The following is a 16,448-nucleotide window of genomic DNA, read 5'->3' on the forward strand; positions in this document are numbered from 1 at the left end:
CGGGCTGGGCCGTGGCTCGCCGCGGCGCTAGGCCGTGGCGGTCCGGGTGGCGGGCCGATCGTCGGTGCGGCGTCCGCCGGGCGCTTCGAAGGTGTAGTCGTTAAGATCGAAATGGGCTGCGCGCCAGGCGGCTTCGGGCGTGCTCATGGCCCGCAGCGGGACGTCGCCGTTCTTGTCGAAGTAGTAGGAGTTGGCCAGTGTGCAGCTGTCCTGCCAGAACACCTGGGTGCCGCGCCGCGACATCATCTCCTGGAAGTACCGCTCGTTGGCGGCGGCGGTGACCTCCACCCGGGTGGCGGCGTGGCGGCGGGCCCGGCGGAGCAGTCGCAGGATGTGGGTGGTCTGCATCTCGATGAGCGTGAAGTAGGACGCCCCGTTATAGCCGTAGGGCCCGATGATGGTGAAGAAGTTCGGGAACCCGGGCACGCTGACGCCCTCGTAGGCCTGCAGCCGGTGGGTGTCCCACCAATCCTCCAGTCGCAGTCCGCCGCTGCCGTGCAGGTCGAAGGTGGGCATATTGCCCGACTCCATCACCTTGAAGCCGGTGGCCATGATGAGCACGTCGACCTGGTGGTGGCGACCGGTGGTGCGCAGACCGCTCGCGGTGATCTCGGTGATGGGATCGGTTTCGAGGGTGACGTTCTCGCGGTTGAAGGTCTTCAGGTAGTCGTTGGAGAACGACGGCCGCTTGCAGCCCAGCGCGTAGTCGGGCGTGAGCTTCGCGCGAATCTCGGGGTCCCGCACCTGATCCCGCAGGTGCGCGAGCCCGGTGCGTTCGCCGAGCTTCACGATCGGCAGCACCTTGTAGTAGTGCGCCGACAGCGGGAAGGTCAGTTCCACGAACGCCTGGCTGATCCAGCGGGTGACGAACTGCCCGCCGGGCAGTCGCATCAGCGCGCGGGCCACCGGTGGCATGGGCGCGTCGGGCCGCGGCAGGCACCAGATCGGGGTGCGCTGGAAGACCACCAGTTCCGACACCTGCGGCGCGATCTCGGGAATGATCTGGATGGCCGAGGCCCCGGTCCCGATGATCCCGACCCGTTTGCCGCGCAGGTCGATGTCGTGATCCCAGCGCGCGGTGTGCATGGTGACGCCCCGGAACCGTTCCGCCCCCGCGATGTCCGGCAGTTTCGGGCGGGTCAGCACCCCGGTCGCGCCGATGAGGAAGCGGCAGGTCAGCTCGTCCCCGTCGTTGGTGCGCAGCCGCCACAGGTGCAGGTCGTCGTCGAAGTCGGCGCGTTCGATGGTGGTGCCGAACCGGATTCGCGGCCGCAGCCCGTACTTCTGCACGCACCGCTCGGCGTAGGCCTTCAGCTCCCGGCCCGGCGCGTATACCCGCGACCACGAGTTCTGTTTCTCGAACGAGTACTGGTAGCTGAACGACGGAATGTCCACGGCGATGCCGGGATAGGTGTTCCAATGCCAGGTCCCGCCCGGGCCGTCGGCCTCGTCGATCATGACGAAGTCGTCGAATCCGGCCTTGCGCAGGGCGATCGCGGTCCCGATCCCCGAGAATCCCGCTCCCACGATGACGATCTGATGATCGACCACGGTTCTTGTCACGATGCGTCCTCCGCGTAGATGATGCAGTCCACCCGATGCTCGACACCGTCCACGGTGCGAATCCCGAGCGGTGCGAGCCGGGCGATGGGCCAGCTGACCAGCGTGCAGTTCGGCTGCCGCAGGGCCCGGTAGTAGCGGCCGTGTACCCGCACCGCCGCCCGCTGGTCCGGCGTCAATTGCCGCCGCACCCACGAATCCCCCACCTGCGCCCGCAGATTCGCCGCGGCCGCCCGTCGCAACGCCTGCCGCCCGCCCCAGCGCAGGGTGTCGAAGCCGACGCGCCCGAGTGCGCCCGGCCAGGTGTTCCTGTGCCCCACGCGGTCACCTCGCCCGGAAGCGGTGCACGATGCCTGGCTTCCGACAGGCGCGTGGAGATCGCCGGAGCGCGGTGCGGCGGCAGCTGCGGGGAGCCGCGACCCCGAGTCGCCGGGCAGTGGCGGCGCGGAGTGCGCCGGGAGCGTCCCGAGCGCGTCGGCGGGTAACCGGTCCAGCACCAGCCGGATGCCGGGGACGGGCGGGGTGGGCACGATCCATACCGGATCGTGCTGGAAGACGGTCACCCGCCGGGCCTGCTCGGCGACCGGGGGCACGACCTTGGCCAGTGCCGCCCCGCCGCCGATCACCGCGACGTGCAGGCGGTCCAGCTCGTATTGATCCCGCCAGCGCGTGCAATGGATCGTGGGTCCGCGGTAGGCGTCTCGGGCCCGGCCGACCGCGCCGCCCCGGATCGGGGAGCTCATCTCGCCACCGGCTCGTAGGTCAGGGCCTTGGACCAGGACGGCGTGCGGCGGCGCAGCACTCGCCCGGGGATGCTGTCGATGGCCTTGTTCAGCGCGTCGTTGAGGCCCTGGATCGGTTGCAGGCGATTGATCGTGGCCATGCCGTGCAGACGGACGACGTGGTAGAGCGGCAGGCGCTTGATGTCGGGGCTGCGTTCCCCGGCCTTCTCATAGCGCCGCACGGCATTCCACAGCTTCTCCTCGTCGAGCCCCATGGCCATGATGTTGGTGGACATGCGTGACAGCAGCGGCGTGTACAGCAGGGCCCCCATCAGCAGGGTGGGGCGCAGCGCGAAACCGGCCGTCTCGATGGCGATGCGCCGCATTGGTCCGGCCCCGAGCTGCTCGAGGACCTGGAAGCCGACCGCCAGGTGCCGGGACTCGTCGCTGTTGATGTGCCGGAACACCTCGTGGCACAGCGGGTCTCGCACCTCGTCGAGCAGGAACTTCACCAGTGCGCCGTCGAGCGCGCACTCGAGCGAGGGGATCACGGTACCGAGCACCGGCAGCGACAGGTGGTCGCCGTACCGGTCCAGCCATTGGATGACGAGTTGAATGTTCTTGTTGGGCAGCGGCATCGCGTCCCTGTCGAGCATGCCCCACCGGCGCATCAACGCCAGTTCGGCATTGGCGTGCTTCTGTTCCTCGGCGTGGAAGTGCCGGTAGATCTCCTTGAGCGGGCCGTCCGGCGCGTGCAGCGTGAGGGCGGCGAAACCGCGCGCGCCCACGTGTTCGATCCACACCAGGTCGGCCATGAAGGTGGCCAGCGCCGGGCGTTGCTCATCGGTGATGAGCTCGGCTCCCGGTGCGTCCCAGTCGATGTCGGCCAGCGCCCACTGCCGGTCCCGGACCACGGTGAGCATGTCGGAATAAGCGAACGCCATTGTTCTGCTCCTCGCTGCATGGCTACCGCACCAGCCGCTCCAGTAATCCGGCGGCGCGGGTGTAGGTTTCGGGCAGCAGTCGCTTGGACTGCCAGATCGCCTTGGCCTCGAGCTGCGGGACCACGTAGAGCTGACCGTGGTCGACGGCGTCGAGGGTGGCGCGGGCGATGGCCGCGGGCGGGCGTCCGGTCCAGCGCAGCAGGCGGTCGCCCCACAGCTGCACGGTCTCGTCGCCGATCGAAACGCCTTCCAGGATATTGGTTCTCACCCCGGTCGGGCAGAGCACGGTGACGGTGACGCCGGTGCCGGACAGCTCCGCGGCGAGCGTCTCCGACAGCGCCAGCACCCCGGCCTTGGACACGTTGTAGGCGGCCATGCGCGGCGCGGACCCGAAGGCGGCGGCGGAGGCGACGTTCACGATGGACCCGTGCCCGGCGGCGCGCAGCCGGGGCGCGAAGACGTGGCAGCCGTGGATGACGCCCCACAGGTTCACGTCCAGCACCTGATGCCATTCCTCGGGCGGGGTCTCGCCGACGACGGTGCCGCCGCGGCCGATGCCCGCATTGTTGACCACCAGGTCCGGGCTCTTGCCGAACCATTCCTCGGCGGTGTTCGCGAGCGCGGTGACCTGCGCCAGGCTGCTCACGTCGCAGCCGGTGTCGAAGGCCTTGCCCCCGATGTCGGCGACCAGTTCGGCGGTCTCACGGGCGCGGTCGGGGTCGAGGTCGGAGCAGACGACGCGTCCACCCCGTTTGCCGATCTCGAGGGCGAAGGCGCGGCCGATGCCGCTGCTCGCACCGGTCACCACCGCGTCCGCCTGCCGAGTGCGGTGGGTTCCGCCGAAAGGATTGAGTCGCATGGGAACTCCCGGGAGCGTGCCGGCCGGGCAGTCAAGTGGTGGCGTGTGCCACCATTGGCCGCACCTGCCACCAATTAGGCTCCGGATGCGCTATTTTGTCAACTATGGACGTGCCCGCGACGGCGACGACCGACCTGCCCGCGACACCCGGGCGGGGCGGCGGCACCTGGGGTGGCCGCACGCAGGAGCAGCGCCGGGCCGAACGCCGCGAACGGCTGATCACAGCGGCTCTGGACATCTGGCTCGAGCACGGCTGGGCCGCGGTCACCATGCGCGGCGTGTGCGCCCGCGCCGGCCTCAACGACCGCTACTTCTACGAGCATTTCGCCGACCGCGACGACCTGCTGGGCGCGGTCTGGGACGAGGTCGGATTCCAGGTGCTGGGCGAACTCTCGGCCGTGGTCGCCGACAATCTCGCGCACCCGGCGCTGGGCATCCTGCACCTGGCCATCGCCCGCGCCGTGGAACTGCAGTCCGAGGGCCCGGCTCGCATCCTGTTCGGTGATCACTCGGGCAGTCGCGTCCTCGAGCAGCGCCGCACCGCCCTGCTCACCGAGTCCACCGACATGCTCATCGCCACCGCCCGCCCGTACCTGCGCCCGGGCGTCGACGAATCCGACCTGCGCATGGGCGTGCTGATGAGCATCGGCGGCTTCATCGAACTGCTGACCGCGTGGCGGGCCGGGATCATCGAGGCCGACGCCGCCCGCATCGTCGATCACGTCAGCCACGCGGCCGATCTGCTCGGCGCGGAATACCTGGCTCTGCCCTGACCGGCACCCGGCTCGGCCCCGGCCGCCGCTACTTGACCGCCCACATCATCGATTCCGGCCCGGCGAGGTGCTCGGTCTGCGGGTCGTGGAACCCGGCGTCGGCGAGCCAGCCGCGCAGGTCGGCGGCGGTGTAGTCGAAGCCGCCGGGCGTCTCGATCAGCATGTTGAGGCTCATGAGCAGGCCGGGCAGATTGGTGCGGCGATCATCGTCGATGAGGGATTCGTAGACCAGGATCGCGCCGCCCTCGGGCAGCGCGCGATAGGCCTTCTCCAGCAGCATGCGCTTTGTGTCGAGATCCCAGTCGTGCAGGATGTGGCCGAAGACCAGTACATCGGCCTCGGGCAGCTCCTCGGCGAAGAAGTCCCCGGCCCGGAAGCTGCTCCGATCCGCCACCGGGGCAATGTATTCGGTGAAGATCGGCTCGACGGGCGCCAGGTCGTAGCCGATGCCGTGCAGGTGCGGATTGGTCTCCAGGACGGTGCGCAGCAGCGCGCCCTGGGCGGTGCCGATATCGGCGACGGTCTTCCAGCGCTGCCACGGGAAGACCTCGGCGATGACGTGCGCGCCGGGCAGCGACAGCCCGGTCATGGCGCGCTGAAAGTCGTAGAGCCGCTCAGGATCCCGGTACAGCTCGGTGAAGAGGTCACGGCCCTCGCGCGCCTCGTTCTGGGGTAGCCCGGTGCGCAGGCCCTCGGTCAAATGGCCCCAGAAGGGATACAGCCGCGCCGCCGCCATCTCCAGGAAGCCGCCGATGTACTCGCTGCCGGTGCTGTCCAGATAGGTGGCGGTGTCGGCGGTGTTGGCGTACCGGTCGTCGGTGCGCCGCAGCATCTCCATGGCGACGAGCGCGTCGAAGAAGTCACGGGCGGACCGCGGGTGCAGGCCGAGTTCGCACCGCAGCTGCTCGGCGGTCAGCTGGCGATGCCCGAGCACCGTGAACACCCCGAGTTCGACAGCGCTGAGCAAGGCCCGGGACTCCCAGAAACCCATTCCGATCCGCAGGATCCGCTCCATGGCGCATCACGATAGCCAGCGTGACGCTCCGCCACGGCCGGACCCGGCAAATTCGGAGCACCCGACCGGGTCAGAGCATGTCGAGCCGGTAGATCCGTTCGGCATTGCGGCGGAACACCTGCTCGATGGCCTTGTCGTCGGCCCCGTGCCCGGCCAGCGCGGTGGCCACCGCGCTCGCGGCGTTCGGGATGCTCGTAATCGGCTTGTCCACCGGGAAGTTCGAGCCCCAGATCAGCCGGTCGGAGCCGAAGACGTCCAGCGCGTGCTCCAGCATCGGCGAAATCCGTTCCACCAGTACCGGAACCGGTGTCGGCTCGCCGCGCTTGGGCACCGGGTGGCCGAGGATGGGCATCATCAGCCCGCTCACCTTGGCCACCACATTGGGGTGCGCGGCCAGCGCGGTGAGGTCGTCGCGCCAGCGCAGGAACAGTTCGCGCCGCTGGCCCGGATTCCTGCCGGTCTCCCGCCCGACCGGCCCGAAAATGCCCGCGGGCGTGCCGAGATGGTTGAGCACGATGGTGGTGTCCGGATACCGCTCGGCCAGCGCCGTCACCTCGGGCAGCTGGCCGGAGTACACCCATGCCTCGAAGTCGAGCCCGCGGTCGGCCAGCGCGCCGAACCCGTTGAGGAAGGCGGCGGAGGTGAGCTTGCCCGGCGCCTTGCAGGTCGCCCGCACATCCGGATCCGGGTGGTATTCGACGCGGGTGCGCACGCCCCGGAACAGCGGGGACGCGGCCTGATGCGCGTCCAGCAACTCGGCGAATTCGGGTGTGACGGGGTCGGCCGCGCCCATGATCGCGCCCAGGGCGGGGGTGTCGACGCCCCACGGCAGGCTGGCCACCCACCGGGTCTCGTCGACGGGCCCGAGCGGGCCGTTGCCGACCCATTCCACCTCGATGTGCACGATCGCCTCGACCGGCACCTCGCCCGCATCGGAGTCGTAGTCGCGCGGCAGATAGGGGCGCATGAACGGCGTGGGGTCCCCCACGAACTCGCGATCGCGGCGCGGCGCGAGCCGTTTGGCCCAGTCGACCGGCACCGGTACGTACCGGAACAGCTTCGCCAGGCCGCTGAACTCGCGCGGCGTGGTCATCGGATCCCACTGGTGAATGTGCGCGTCCACCACGGTCATTCCCGCAAACTCCATGGGGTGCCTTCCGTCGGGGTCAGCCTGTCCGGATTGTTCCACAGAGACGCCCGTGCCGCGCTCGCCTGAGCGAACGCGGCACGGAGTTTGCCCGGGGAAATTGGCGGTGCGTTACGGCAGCACCTGCGGGATGGCGTCGGGATTGAGCAGGCCGATCAGCGCGCCGATGCCGCCGCCGATCAGGGCGCCCAGGGCGGAGCCGCCCAGCGCGCCGGGGATGGAGCCGACGACCGAGCCGAGTGCCGCGCCGCCCGCGCTGCCGGTGAGCGCGCCCGCGGCCGCGCCGTTGAGGGCCGGGTCCGGGAACATCGCGTTCGGGTTGGTGGCCACCGGATCCAGCGGAATGCCCTCGGAGACCGGGGTGACCTGGATCGGCGCGCTGTCCGGGGCCTCGGCGGCCGCCGCGCCGGCGAACAGGGTTGCTGCCGCTGCGAGCGACATGGTGATGGTGGCGAGCTTGGCGGTGGTTCTCATGGTTCCGGTATAGCCGAGAAATTGCTGCCAATCGGAAATTGCCATACACCCTGGGCGGTGTAAGCACTCGCCAGTGCGAAATCGCAGGTGAAAACAATAGCGCCCCGCTATATTTCGAGATATGGCGGGGCGCTGTCGGTCAGCGGGTCAGGGTTTGATCAAACGTTGCGGCGATACTGTCCACCCACGGTGAAGAAGGTGTCGGTGATCTGCTGCAGCGTGCACACCCGCGCGGCGTCCATCAATACCTCGAAGGCGTTCTCGTCGCTCGCCGCGGCCGCCGCGAGCCGGGCCAGCGCGGCCGGGGCCTCGTCGCGATGCCGCTCGGTGAATTCGCTGACTCGTTGCAGCTGAGACTGTTTCTCGGCCTCCGTGCCGCGCGCCAATTCCAGTACCCGATGTTCTTCCTCGTGCGGACTGCGGAAAGTGTTGACCCCGATGAGCGGCAGGCTCCCGTCGTGCTTGCGGCGCTCGTAGAGCATGGACTCGTCCTGGATCCGGCCGCGCTGATACCCGGTCTCCATCGCGCCCAGCACCCCACCGCGTTCGCTGATCCGCTCGAACTCCCGCAGCACCGCCTCCTCCACCAGATCGGTGAGCTCATCGATGACGAAGCTGCCCTGCAGCGGGTTCTCGTTCATCGCCAGCCCCCACTCCCGGTTGATGATGAGCTGGATGGCCAGCGCCCGGCGCACCGATTCCTCGGTGGGCGTGGTGACCGCCTCGTCGTAGGCATTGGTGTGCAGGCTGTTGCAGTTGTCGTAGATCGCGATCAGCGCCTGCAGGGTGGTGCGAATGTCGTTGAAGCTCATCTCCTGTGCGTGCAGCGACCGCCCGGAGGTCTGCACGTGGTACTTGAGCTTCTGCGACCGTTCGCCGGCCCCGTACTTGTCGCGCATGGCGATCGCCCAGATGCGCCGCGCCACCCGGCCGATCACCGAGTATTCGGCGTCCATCCCGTTGGAGAAGAAGAACGACAGATTGGGCGCGAAATCGTCGATGTCCATGCCGCGCGCCAGATACGCCTCCACATAGGTGAAGCCGTTGGCGAGGGTGAAGGCCAGCTGGCTGATCGGGTTCGCCCCGGCCTCGGCGATGTGATAGCCGGAGATGGACACCGAGTAGAAGTTGCGAACGCCGTTGCGCACGAACCACTCCTGGATGTCGGCCATCATGCGCAGGCTGAACTCGGTGGAGAAGATGCAGGTGTTCTGGCCCTGATCCTCCTTGAGGATGTCGGCCTGCACGGTGCCGCGCACGGTGGCCAGGGTGCGGGCGCGCAGGTCCGCGGCCTCGGCGTCGGTGGGTTCGCGGCCCTGCTCGGCGGAGAACTCCTCGCGCGCTTGATCGATGGCGGCATTGAGGTAGTAGGCCAGGATGGTCGGCGCGGGCCCGTTGATGGTCATGGACACCGAGGTGCTGGGCGCGTCCAGATCGAACCCGGCGTACAGCGCCTTCATATCGTCGAGCGTGGCGATGGAGACCCCGGACGTGCCGACCTTGCCGTAGATGTCGGGCCGCACGGCCGGATCGTGCCCGTACAGGGTCACCGAGTCGAACGCCGTCGAAAGCCGTTTGGCGTCGGCGTGTTCGGACAGCACCCGGAACCGCCGATTGGTGCGGAAGGCGTCGCCCTCGCCCGCGAACATGCGCGCCGGATCCTCGTTGTCCCGTTTGAACGGGAACACCCCGGCCGTGAACGGGAACCGCCCGGGCAGATTCTCCGACCGCAGGAACCGCAGGAGTTCACCGTGATCGGTGAAGCGGGGGAGCGCCACCCGCGGAATCGAGCTGCCGGACAGGGTCTCCCGGCGCAGCGTGGTCCGCAGCTCCCGGTCCCGGACCCGCACCACCTGTTCCTCGCCGCGATAGGACTCCGCGACGCCGGGCCATTCGCCCAGCAGGGCGGCGTTCTCGGGCGCCAGCTCCCGCGCGGCCCGGGTGAGCAGATCGCGCACGGATTCGTCGTCCGGTAGTTCGGCGAGCACCTGCTCGACGCGCTGCACCCGCTGCGCCGCCGCGAGCTGCCGGGCGGTCGCCGCGTGGTAATCCCGGACGGTCTCGGCGATCTCGGCCAGGTAGCGCACCCGCGCGGGCGGAATGATCTGCGCGAACCGCGTCGAGGCGCGGGTTTCCACTCGGGGCAGCACGCCCTCCTGTAGTGGTAGCCCGCGCTCGGCGAGCAGCCCGGTCAGATGGTGGTAGAGCGCCGTCACCCCGTCGTCGTTGAACGTGGCCGCGCTGGTGCCGAACACCGGCATGTCCTCGGGCAGGGCGTGGAAGTCCTCGCGATTGCGCACCAGCTGCCGCGACACGTCCCGCAGCGCGTCCTCGGCCCCGCGCCGCTCGAACTTGTTGATGGCCACCACATCCGCGAAGTCGAGCATGTCGATCTTCTCGAGCTGGGAGGCCGCCCCGAATTCCGGCGTCATCACATACAGCGACACGTCCACGTGCTCGGCGATGGCCGCGTCACCCTGCCCGATGCCGGGGGTCTCCAGGATGACCAGGTCGAATCCGGCTGCCTTGCAGGCGATCAGCATGGCGTCGATATTGTTCGGCACCTCCCGCTCGCCCCGGGTGGCCAGGGACCGGAAGTAGACGCGTTCCCCGTCCAGGGCGTTCATCCGGATCCGGTCGCCGAGCAGTGCGCCGCCGCCGCGTCGCCGGGTGGGGTCCACCGCCAGGATCGCGACCCGCAGCTTGTCCTGCTGGTCGGTGCGCAGCCGCCGCACGAGTTCGTCGGTGAGGGAGGACTTTCCGGAGCCGCCGGTGCCGGTGATGCCGAGTACCGGCACCTGCCGCGCCGCCGCCGCGGCCGTCAGCGCCGCCAGGTCGTCCGCCGACAGCGTCCCCTGTTGCAGGCAGGTGAGTGCGCGGGCCAGTGCCGCCCGATCGCCGCTCAGCACCGCGTCGACGGGGGCGGGCGTCCGGGAAAGATCCACGTCGCACGCCGAAATCAGCTGATTGATCATGCCCGGCAGCCCGAGCCGCTGCCCGTCCTCGGGGGAGAAGATGGTCACCCCCGACTCTTGTAGCCGGGAGATCTCCTCGGGAATGATCACCCCGCCGCCCCCGCCGAAGATCTTCACGTGCCCGGCCCCGGCCTCTTTCAAAGCCTGCGCCAGGTATTCGAAGTACTCGATGTGCCCGCCTTGATACGAGCTGACGGCCACACCCTGCACGTCCTCGGTGACGGCCGCGTCCACGACCTCGCGCACGGCCCGGTTATGCCCCAGATGAATCACCTCCGCCCCCTGCGCCTGGAGGATTCTTCGCATGATGTTGATGGCCGCGTCATGGCCATCGAAGAGCGCAGCGGCGGTCACGAACCGCACTGGATTTACCGGGACATGCAGATCTGGCATGCCAATCCTCCGCACGGAGAGCCTGTAGGTGCTGTGAATTATCCCACAGCCAATACTTGGATGTCCAACTATAGGATCGCCACATACCGCGCAAATTGCGCGCAAGCTTCGAGACAGGCTGAGAATTTTGGAGACGGGCATGGTTCGCGAACTCACGCACTTCATCGACGGCAAGCACGTAGAGGGAACTTCCGGCAAGTTCGGGGATGTCTTCAACCCCAGCACCGGTCAGGTCCAGGCGCGGGTGCCGCTGGCGAGCAAGAGTGAGGTCGAGGCGGTCATCGCGAACGCGGCCGCCGCGCAGCCCGCCTGGGCCGCCACCAACCCGCAGAAGCGGGCCCGCGTGCTCATGAAGTTCCTGACCCTGGTGCAGGACGAGATGGACTCGCTGGCCGCCCTGCTTTCCGCCGAGCACGGCAAGACCATCGCCGACGCCAAGGGTGACATCCAGCGCGGCCTCGAGGTCATCGAATTCGCCGTCGGCATCCCGCACCTGCTCAAGGGCGAGTACACTGAGAGCGCCGGCACCGGCATCGACGTCTACTCCATGCGCCAGCCGCTCGGCGTGGTCGCGGGCATCACCCCGTTCAACTTCCCGGCCATGATCCCGCTGTGGAAGGCCGGACCCGCACTGGCCTGTGGAAACGCCTTCGTGCTCAAGCCCTCCGAGCGCGACCCCTCGGTGCCGCTGCGCCTGGCCGAGCTGTTCCTCGAGGCCGGACTGCCCGCGGGCATCTTCAATGTCGTCAACGGCGACAAGGAAGCCGTCGACACGCTGCTGAACGACGAGCGGATCAAGGCCGTCGGCTTCGTCGGCTCCACCCCGATCGCGCAGTACATCTACGAGACCGCCACCGCCAACGGCAAGCGCGCCCAGTGCTTCGGCGGCGCCAAGAACCACGCCATCGTGATGCCCGACGCCGATCTCGACGATGTGGCCGACCAGCTCATCGGCGCGGGCTACGGCTCCGCGGGTGAGCGCTGCATGGCCATCTCGGTCGCGGTGCCGGTGGGCGAGGAGACCGCGGATCGCTTGCGCGCCAAGCTCGTCGAGCGCATCGGCAAGCTGAACGTCGGCCTCTCCGACGACCCGGGCGCCGACTTCGGCCCGCTGGTCGGCCGTGACGGCGTGGACCGCGTGAACAACTACGTGCAGATCGGCGTCGACGAGGGCGCGGAACTGGTCATCGACGGCCGCGGCCTGGTGGTCGAGGGCGGCGAGGACGGATTCTTCGCGGGCGCTTCGCTGTTCGACAACGTCACCCCCGAGATGCGGATCTACAAGGAAGAGATCTTCGGCCCGGTGCTGGCGCTGGTCCGCGCCAAGGACTACGAAGAGGCGCTGCGGCTGCCCAACGAGCACGAGTACGGCAACGGCGTCGCCATCTTCACCCGCGACGGCGACACCGCCCGCGACTTCGCCGCCCGCGTGCAGGTCGGCATGGTCGGCATCAATGTCCCGATCCCGGTGCCGATCGCGTACCACACCTTCGGCGGCTGGAAGCGGTCCGGCTTCGGCGACCTCAACCAGCACGGCCCGGACTCGATCCGCTTCTACACCAAGACCAAGACGGTGACGCAGCGCTGGCCGGCAGGCGGAAAGGAGACCGCGTCCTCGAGCGGCTCCGCCGCCAACGCCTTCGTCATCCCGACCATGGACTGACGCTGATGTTCGTACTGGACGAGGACGAGAAGGCGATCGTCGAGACCGCCCGCTCCTTCGCCGACGAGCTGCTCGCGCCCGACGCCCTGGAATGGGACGAGCGCAAGCACTTCCCGGTGGACGTGCTGCGCAAGGCGGGCGGGCTCGGACTGGGCGGCATCTATGTGCGCGAGGACGTGGGCGGCTCGCAGCTGCGGCGGCTGGACGCCGTCCGCATCTTCGAGCAGCTGGCCACCGGCTGCCCGTCGGTCGCCGCCTACATCTCCATCCACAACATGGCGACGTGGATGATCGACACCTACGGCACCGAGCCGCAACGCAATCGGTGGCTGCCGGGACTGACGTCGATGGATCTGCTGGCGTCCTACGCGCTGACCGAACCGGGCGTCGGCTCCGACGCGGCGGCCTTGAGCACCAAGGCCGTTCGCGACGGTGACGACTACATCCTCAACGGCGCGAAGCAATTCATCTCGGGAGCCGGGTCCAACGACGTCTACGTGATGATGGTGCGCACCGGAACCGAAGGCGCGCGCGGCATCTCGGCGCTCATCGTTCCCGCCGACACCCCCGGTCTCTCGGTGGGGCCGAACGAGAAGAAGATGGGTTGGAACGCCCAGCCCACCCGGCAGGTCATCCTCGAGGACGCGCGCGTTCCGGCGGCCAACCTGCTCGGCGCGGAGGGCGACGGCTTCCGGATCGCCATGAACGGGCTCAACGGCGGGCGGCTGAACATCGCCGCCTGCTCGATGGGCGGCGCGCAGGCCGCGCTGGACCGCACGGTCGAGTACCTCGCCCAGCGCAAGGCCTTCGGCTCCCGGCTGCTGGACAACACCGCCCTGCAGTTCCAGCTGGCCGATATGCGCACCTCCCTGGAAGCCGCCCGCACCCTGCTGTGGCGCGCCGCGGCCGCCCTGGACGCCGACGCCCCCGACAAGGTGGAGCTGTGCGCCATGGCCAAGCGGTTCGCCACCGATGCCGGGTTCGAGGTGGCCAACCAGGCCCTGCAACTCCACGGTGGCTACGGTTACCTGGCCGAATACGGCATCGAGAAGATCGTCCGCGACCTGCGGGTGCATCAGATCCTCGAGGGCACGAACGAAATCATGCGGGTGGTCGTCGCCCGCTCGGTGGTAGGAGCAGCATGAGCGAAGGCGTGAAGGAACCCGAGGTTCTGATCGAGCAGCGTGACGGGCTCGGCCTCATCACCCTCAACCGGCCCCGCGCCATCAACGCGCTCAATCACCCCATGGCGCTGACCATCCTGGACGCGCTGCGGGCCTGGGCCGACGACGACGCGGTGCGCGCGGTCGTGCTGACCGGCGCGGGCGAGCGCGGACTGTGCGCGGGCGGCGATATCGTCGCCATCCACAACGACGCCAAGGCCACTGTGGCACAGGGTGATTCGCCGGAGGTCGCGGCCGACTCGCCCAGCGGGAAGTTCTGGCGCGACGAGTACATCCTCAACGCCCTGATCAAGCGCTACCCGAAGCCCTACGTCGCGATCATGGACGGCATCGTCATGGGCGGCGGCGTCGGCCTGTCCGGGCACGCCTCACACCGCATCGTGACCGAGCGGTCCATGGTCGGCATGCCCGAGACCGGCATCGGCTTCATCCCCGACGTGGGCGGCACCTGGCTGCTGGCGCACGCGCCCGGCGAGATCGGCACCCACATCGCGCTCACCACCGCGCGCATGTCCGCCGGCGACGCCATCGCGGCCGGCTTCGCCGACCACTTCGTGCCCTCGGAACACCTGCCCGCGCTGCTCGAGGCGCTGGCGACCACCGAGGTCGAGGTGGCCATCGCGAAATTCGCGCAGCCCGCACCGGTTTCGGAGTTCGTGGCCCAGCAGGACTGGATCGACGCCTGCTACAGCGCCGACACCGTCGAGGAGATCGTGCACCGGCTCGAGATCGACGGCCGCGCCGAGGCCGCCAAGGCCGCCGCCGATGTGCTGACGAAATCCCCGGTGGCCCTGAAGGTCACGCTGCGCTCGCTGCGCGAGGCGCGCCGGGCCGCGGACCTCGAGACGGCGCTGAACCAGGAATACCGGGTCTCCGTCGCCGCCCTGAACACCCACGACCTGGTGGAAGGCATTCGCGCCCAGGTCATCGACAAGGACCGCAACCCGCAGTGGTCGCCCGCCACCCTGGCGGACGTCACCGACGCCGACGTCGACGCCTACTTCGGCGCGCTCGGCGATCGCGAATTGGGTTTGGCCGCAGCTAAGGACGAATGATGAGCAACAACACCACGGTCGGGTTCCTCGGACTCGGTCACATGGGCGGGCCGATGGCCGCCAACCTGGTCGAGGCCGGATACGACGTTCTCGCTTTCGATCCCGTGCCCGCCGCGCAGGAGCAGGCCCGCCAGGACGGGGCGACCGTGGTCGCCACCGCGTCGGAGGCGGTGTCGGCCTCCGACATCGTGATCACCATGCTGCCCAACGGCCGCATCGTGCTCGACCTCTACGGCGACATCCTCCCGGCCGCGAAGCCGGGCACCCTGTTCGTCGACTGCTCCACCATCGACGTCGGCGACGCCAAGCAGGCCGCGGAACTCGCTGTGGCGGCGGGACATCGGGCCCTCGACGCCCCCGTCTCCGGCGGCGTGGCGGGGGCGGCGGCGGGCACCCTCACCTTCATGGTGGGCGGCGCGGACGCCGACTTCGCCGCGGCGCTGCCGCTGCTCGAGGTGATGGGCGGCAAGGTCGTGCACTGCGGCGGGGCGGGCGTCGGCCAGGCCGCCAAGATCTGCAACAACATGCTGCTGGGCATCTCCATGATCGGACTCTCCGAAGCCATCGTGCTGGGGGAGAAGCTGGGGCTGACCCACGACAAGTTCTTCGACGTGGTCTCCACCGCGTCGGGCCAGTCGTGGGCGCTGACCTCGTATTGCCCGGTGCCGGGACCGGTTCCGGCCAGCCCCGCCAACAATGACTACCAGCCGGGCTTCGCGACCGCGCTCATGTCCAAGGACCTGGGGCTCGCCGCCAACGCGCTGCGGTCCAACGGGGTGGACGGACAAATCGGTCAGCTGGCGGCAGCGATCTACACCCGCTTCAACCAGGAAGAAGCGGGCAAGGACTTCTCGGCTATCGTCACCGATATCCGCAAGCGATCTGAGGGAGAGACGGCGTGACCGACTTCGAGACCATTCTGCTGGAGCGCAAGGGCCGCGTCGCGCTCATCACGCTCAACCGGCCGAAGGCCCTGAACGCGCTGAACTCGCAGGTCCTGTCCGACATCTCGGCCGCGCTCGACGAGCTCGAGAACGACAACGAGATCGGCGCGGTCGTGCTGACCGGATCCGAGAAGGCCTTCGCGGCCGGCGCGGACATCAAGGAGATGCAGACCAAGTCCTACATGGACATGTTCGTGACCGACCACTTCGGTGGCTGGGACCGCGTCGCCGCCTTCCGCAAGCCGCTGATCGCCGCGGTCGCCGGCTACGCCCTCGGCGGCGGCTGCGAACTCGCCATGATGTGCGACCTGCTGCTCGCCGCCGACACCGCCAAGTTCGGGCAGCCCGAGATCAAGCTCGGCGTCATCCCCGGCATGGGCGGCTCGCAGCGCCTCACCCGCGCCGTCGGCAAGGCCAAGGCCATGGACCTCATCCTCACCGGCCGCAATATGGGCGCCGAGGAGGCCGAGCGCGCGGGCCTGGTCTCGCGCATCGTCCCCGCCGCCGAACTGGTCGCCACCGCCATGGAGGTCGCCGAGACCATCGCCTCCATGTCGCTGCCGTCGGTGATGATCGCCAAGGAAGCCGTGGACCGCTCCTTCGAGACCACCCTCGGCGAGGGCCTGCGCTTCGAGCGTCGCGTCTTCCACTCGCTGTTCGCGACCGACGACCAGAAGGAAGGCATGACCGCCTTCGTCGAGAAGCGCCCCGCCAACTTCACCAACAAGTAAGCGCGACAC

Annotated in this window: 14 protein-coding genes; 6 read left to right on the forward strand and 8 right to left on the reverse strand. The window is 68.9% G+C overall.

From position 1 onward, the window contains the following. Nucleotides 1-27: 27 nt before the first annotated feature. The 4 genes from ACFRAQ_RS30095 to ACFRAQ_RS30110 are packed head-to-tail and all read right to left on the reverse strand — an operon-like array spanning nt 28 to nt 4,085. Nucleotides 28-1,566: a flavin-containing monooxygenase gene (locus ACFRAQ_RS30095; RefSeq protein ID WP_379105714.1), complete on the reverse strand. Its 1,539-nt coding sequence runs from the start codon at nt 1,564-1,566 to the stop codon at nt 28-30. Continuing rightward, nucleotides 1,560-2,303 (reverse strand): hypothetical protein, encoded by a 744-nt coding sequence (locus ACFRAQ_RS30100; protein ID WP_379105596.1) that lies wholly within the window; start codon nt 2,301-2,303, stop codon nt 1,560-1,562. The genes ACFRAQ_RS30095 and ACFRAQ_RS30100 overlap by 7 nt, the downstream gene beginning before the upstream one ends. Beyond that, complete coding sequence (locus ACFRAQ_RS30105; protein ID WP_379105599.1) at nt 2,300-3,226, reverse strand: ferritin-like domain-containing protein; 927 nt, start codon at nt 3,224-3,226, stop codon at nt 2,300-2,302. The genes ACFRAQ_RS30100 and ACFRAQ_RS30105 overlap by 4 nt, the downstream gene beginning before the upstream one ends. A gap of 22 nt (nt 3,227-3,248) precedes the next feature. Next, entirely contained in the window at nt 3,249-4,085 is an 837-nt protein-coding gene (locus tag ACFRAQ_RS30110; protein WP_379105601.1) for an SDR family NAD(P)-dependent oxidoreductase, read from the reverse strand. Between the two features lie 104 nt (nt 4,086-4,189). Here ACFRAQ_RS30110 and ACFRAQ_RS30115 point away from each other — a divergent pair, with 104 nt between their 5' ends. After that, the gene (locus ACFRAQ_RS30115) at nt 4,190-4,858 is read left to right on the forward strand and encodes a TetR/AcrR family transcriptional regulator (RefSeq protein WP_379105603.1); all 669 of its coding nucleotides are present in this window, start codon (nt 4,190-4,192) and stop codon (nt 4,856-4,858) included. A gap of 28 nt (nt 4,859-4,886) precedes the next feature. On the opposite strand, the gene ACFRAQ_RS30120 is transcribed toward ACFRAQ_RS30115, so the two are convergent. The 4 genes from ACFRAQ_RS30120 to icmF all read right to left on the reverse strand — a co-directional run bounded on the left by ACFRAQ_RS30120 (nt 4,887) and on the right by icmF (nt 10,862). Then, a complete protein-coding gene (locus ACFRAQ_RS30120) occupies nt 4,887-5,873 on the reverse strand; it encodes a methyltransferase (RefSeq protein WP_379105605.1) in 987 nt (328 codons plus the stop codon). A gap of 70 nt (nt 5,874-5,943) precedes the next feature. After that, the gene (locus ACFRAQ_RS30125) at nt 5,944-7,020 is read right to left on the reverse strand and encodes an amidohydrolase family protein (RefSeq protein WP_379105608.1); all 1,077 of its coding nucleotides are present in this window, start codon (nt 7,018-7,020) and stop codon (nt 5,944-5,946) included. 111 nt (nt 7,021-7,131) lie between these two features. Continuing rightward, a complete protein-coding gene (locus ACFRAQ_RS30130; protein ID WP_379105610.1) occupies nt 7,132-7,494 on the reverse strand; it encodes a hypothetical protein in 363 nt (120 codons plus the stop codon). A 158-nt stretch (nt 7,495-7,652) separates the two neighbouring features. Then, a complete protein-coding gene (gene icmF, locus ACFRAQ_RS30135; RefSeq protein WP_379105612.1) occupies nt 7,653-10,862 on the reverse strand; it encodes a fused isobutyryl-CoA mutase/GTPase IcmF in 3,210 nt (1,069 codons plus the stop codon). 139 nt (nt 10,863-11,001) lie between these two features. Here icmF and ACFRAQ_RS30140 point away from each other — a divergent pair, with 139 nt between their 5' ends. Genes ACFRAQ_RS30140 through ACFRAQ_RS30160 form a run of 5 tightly spaced genes read left to right on the forward strand, consistent with a single transcriptional unit; the run spans nt 11,002 to nt 16,439 of the window. Then, on the forward strand, nt 11,002-12,525 hold the full coding sequence (locus ACFRAQ_RS30140; RefSeq protein WP_379105614.1) for a CoA-acylating methylmalonate-semialdehyde dehydrogenase: 1,524 nt from the start codon (nt 11,002-11,004) through the stop codon (nt 12,523-12,525). 5 nt (nt 12,526-12,530) lie between these two features. Continuing rightward, a complete protein-coding gene (locus tag ACFRAQ_RS30145; protein WP_379105616.1) occupies nt 12,531-13,670 on the forward strand; it encodes an acyl-CoA dehydrogenase family protein in 1,140 nt (379 codons plus the stop codon). Continuing rightward, the gene (locus ACFRAQ_RS30150) at nt 13,667-14,764 is read left to right on the forward strand and encodes an enoyl-CoA hydratase/isomerase family protein (protein ID WP_379105618.1); all 1,098 of its coding nucleotides are present in this window, start codon (nt 13,667-13,669) and stop codon (nt 14,762-14,764) included. The genes ACFRAQ_RS30145 and ACFRAQ_RS30150 overlap by 4 nt, the downstream gene beginning before the upstream one ends. Beyond that, nucleotides 14,764-15,666: a 3-hydroxyisobutyrate dehydrogenase gene (gene mmsB / locus ACFRAQ_RS30155; protein WP_379105620.1), complete on the forward strand. Its 903-nt coding sequence runs from the start codon at nt 14,764-14,766 to the stop codon at nt 15,664-15,666. The genes ACFRAQ_RS30150 and mmsB overlap by 1 nt, the downstream gene beginning before the upstream one ends. After that, nucleotides 15,663-16,439 carry an enoyl-CoA hydratase gene (locus ACFRAQ_RS30160; RefSeq protein ID WP_357282080.1) on the forward strand — a complete coding sequence of 259 codons (777 nt, stop codon included), beginning with the start codon at nt 15,663-15,665 and terminating at the stop codon, nt 16,437-16,439. Before mmsB ends, ACFRAQ_RS30160 begins: the two co-directional genes overlap by 4 nt. The last annotated feature ends 9 nt before the right edge of the window (nt 16,440-16,448 follow it).

It is taken from the genome of Nocardia sp. NPDC056611, assembly GCF_042792755.1.
Taxonomy (GTDB): domain Bacteria; phylum Actinomycetota; class Actinomycetes; order Mycobacteriales; family Mycobacteriaceae; genus Nocardia.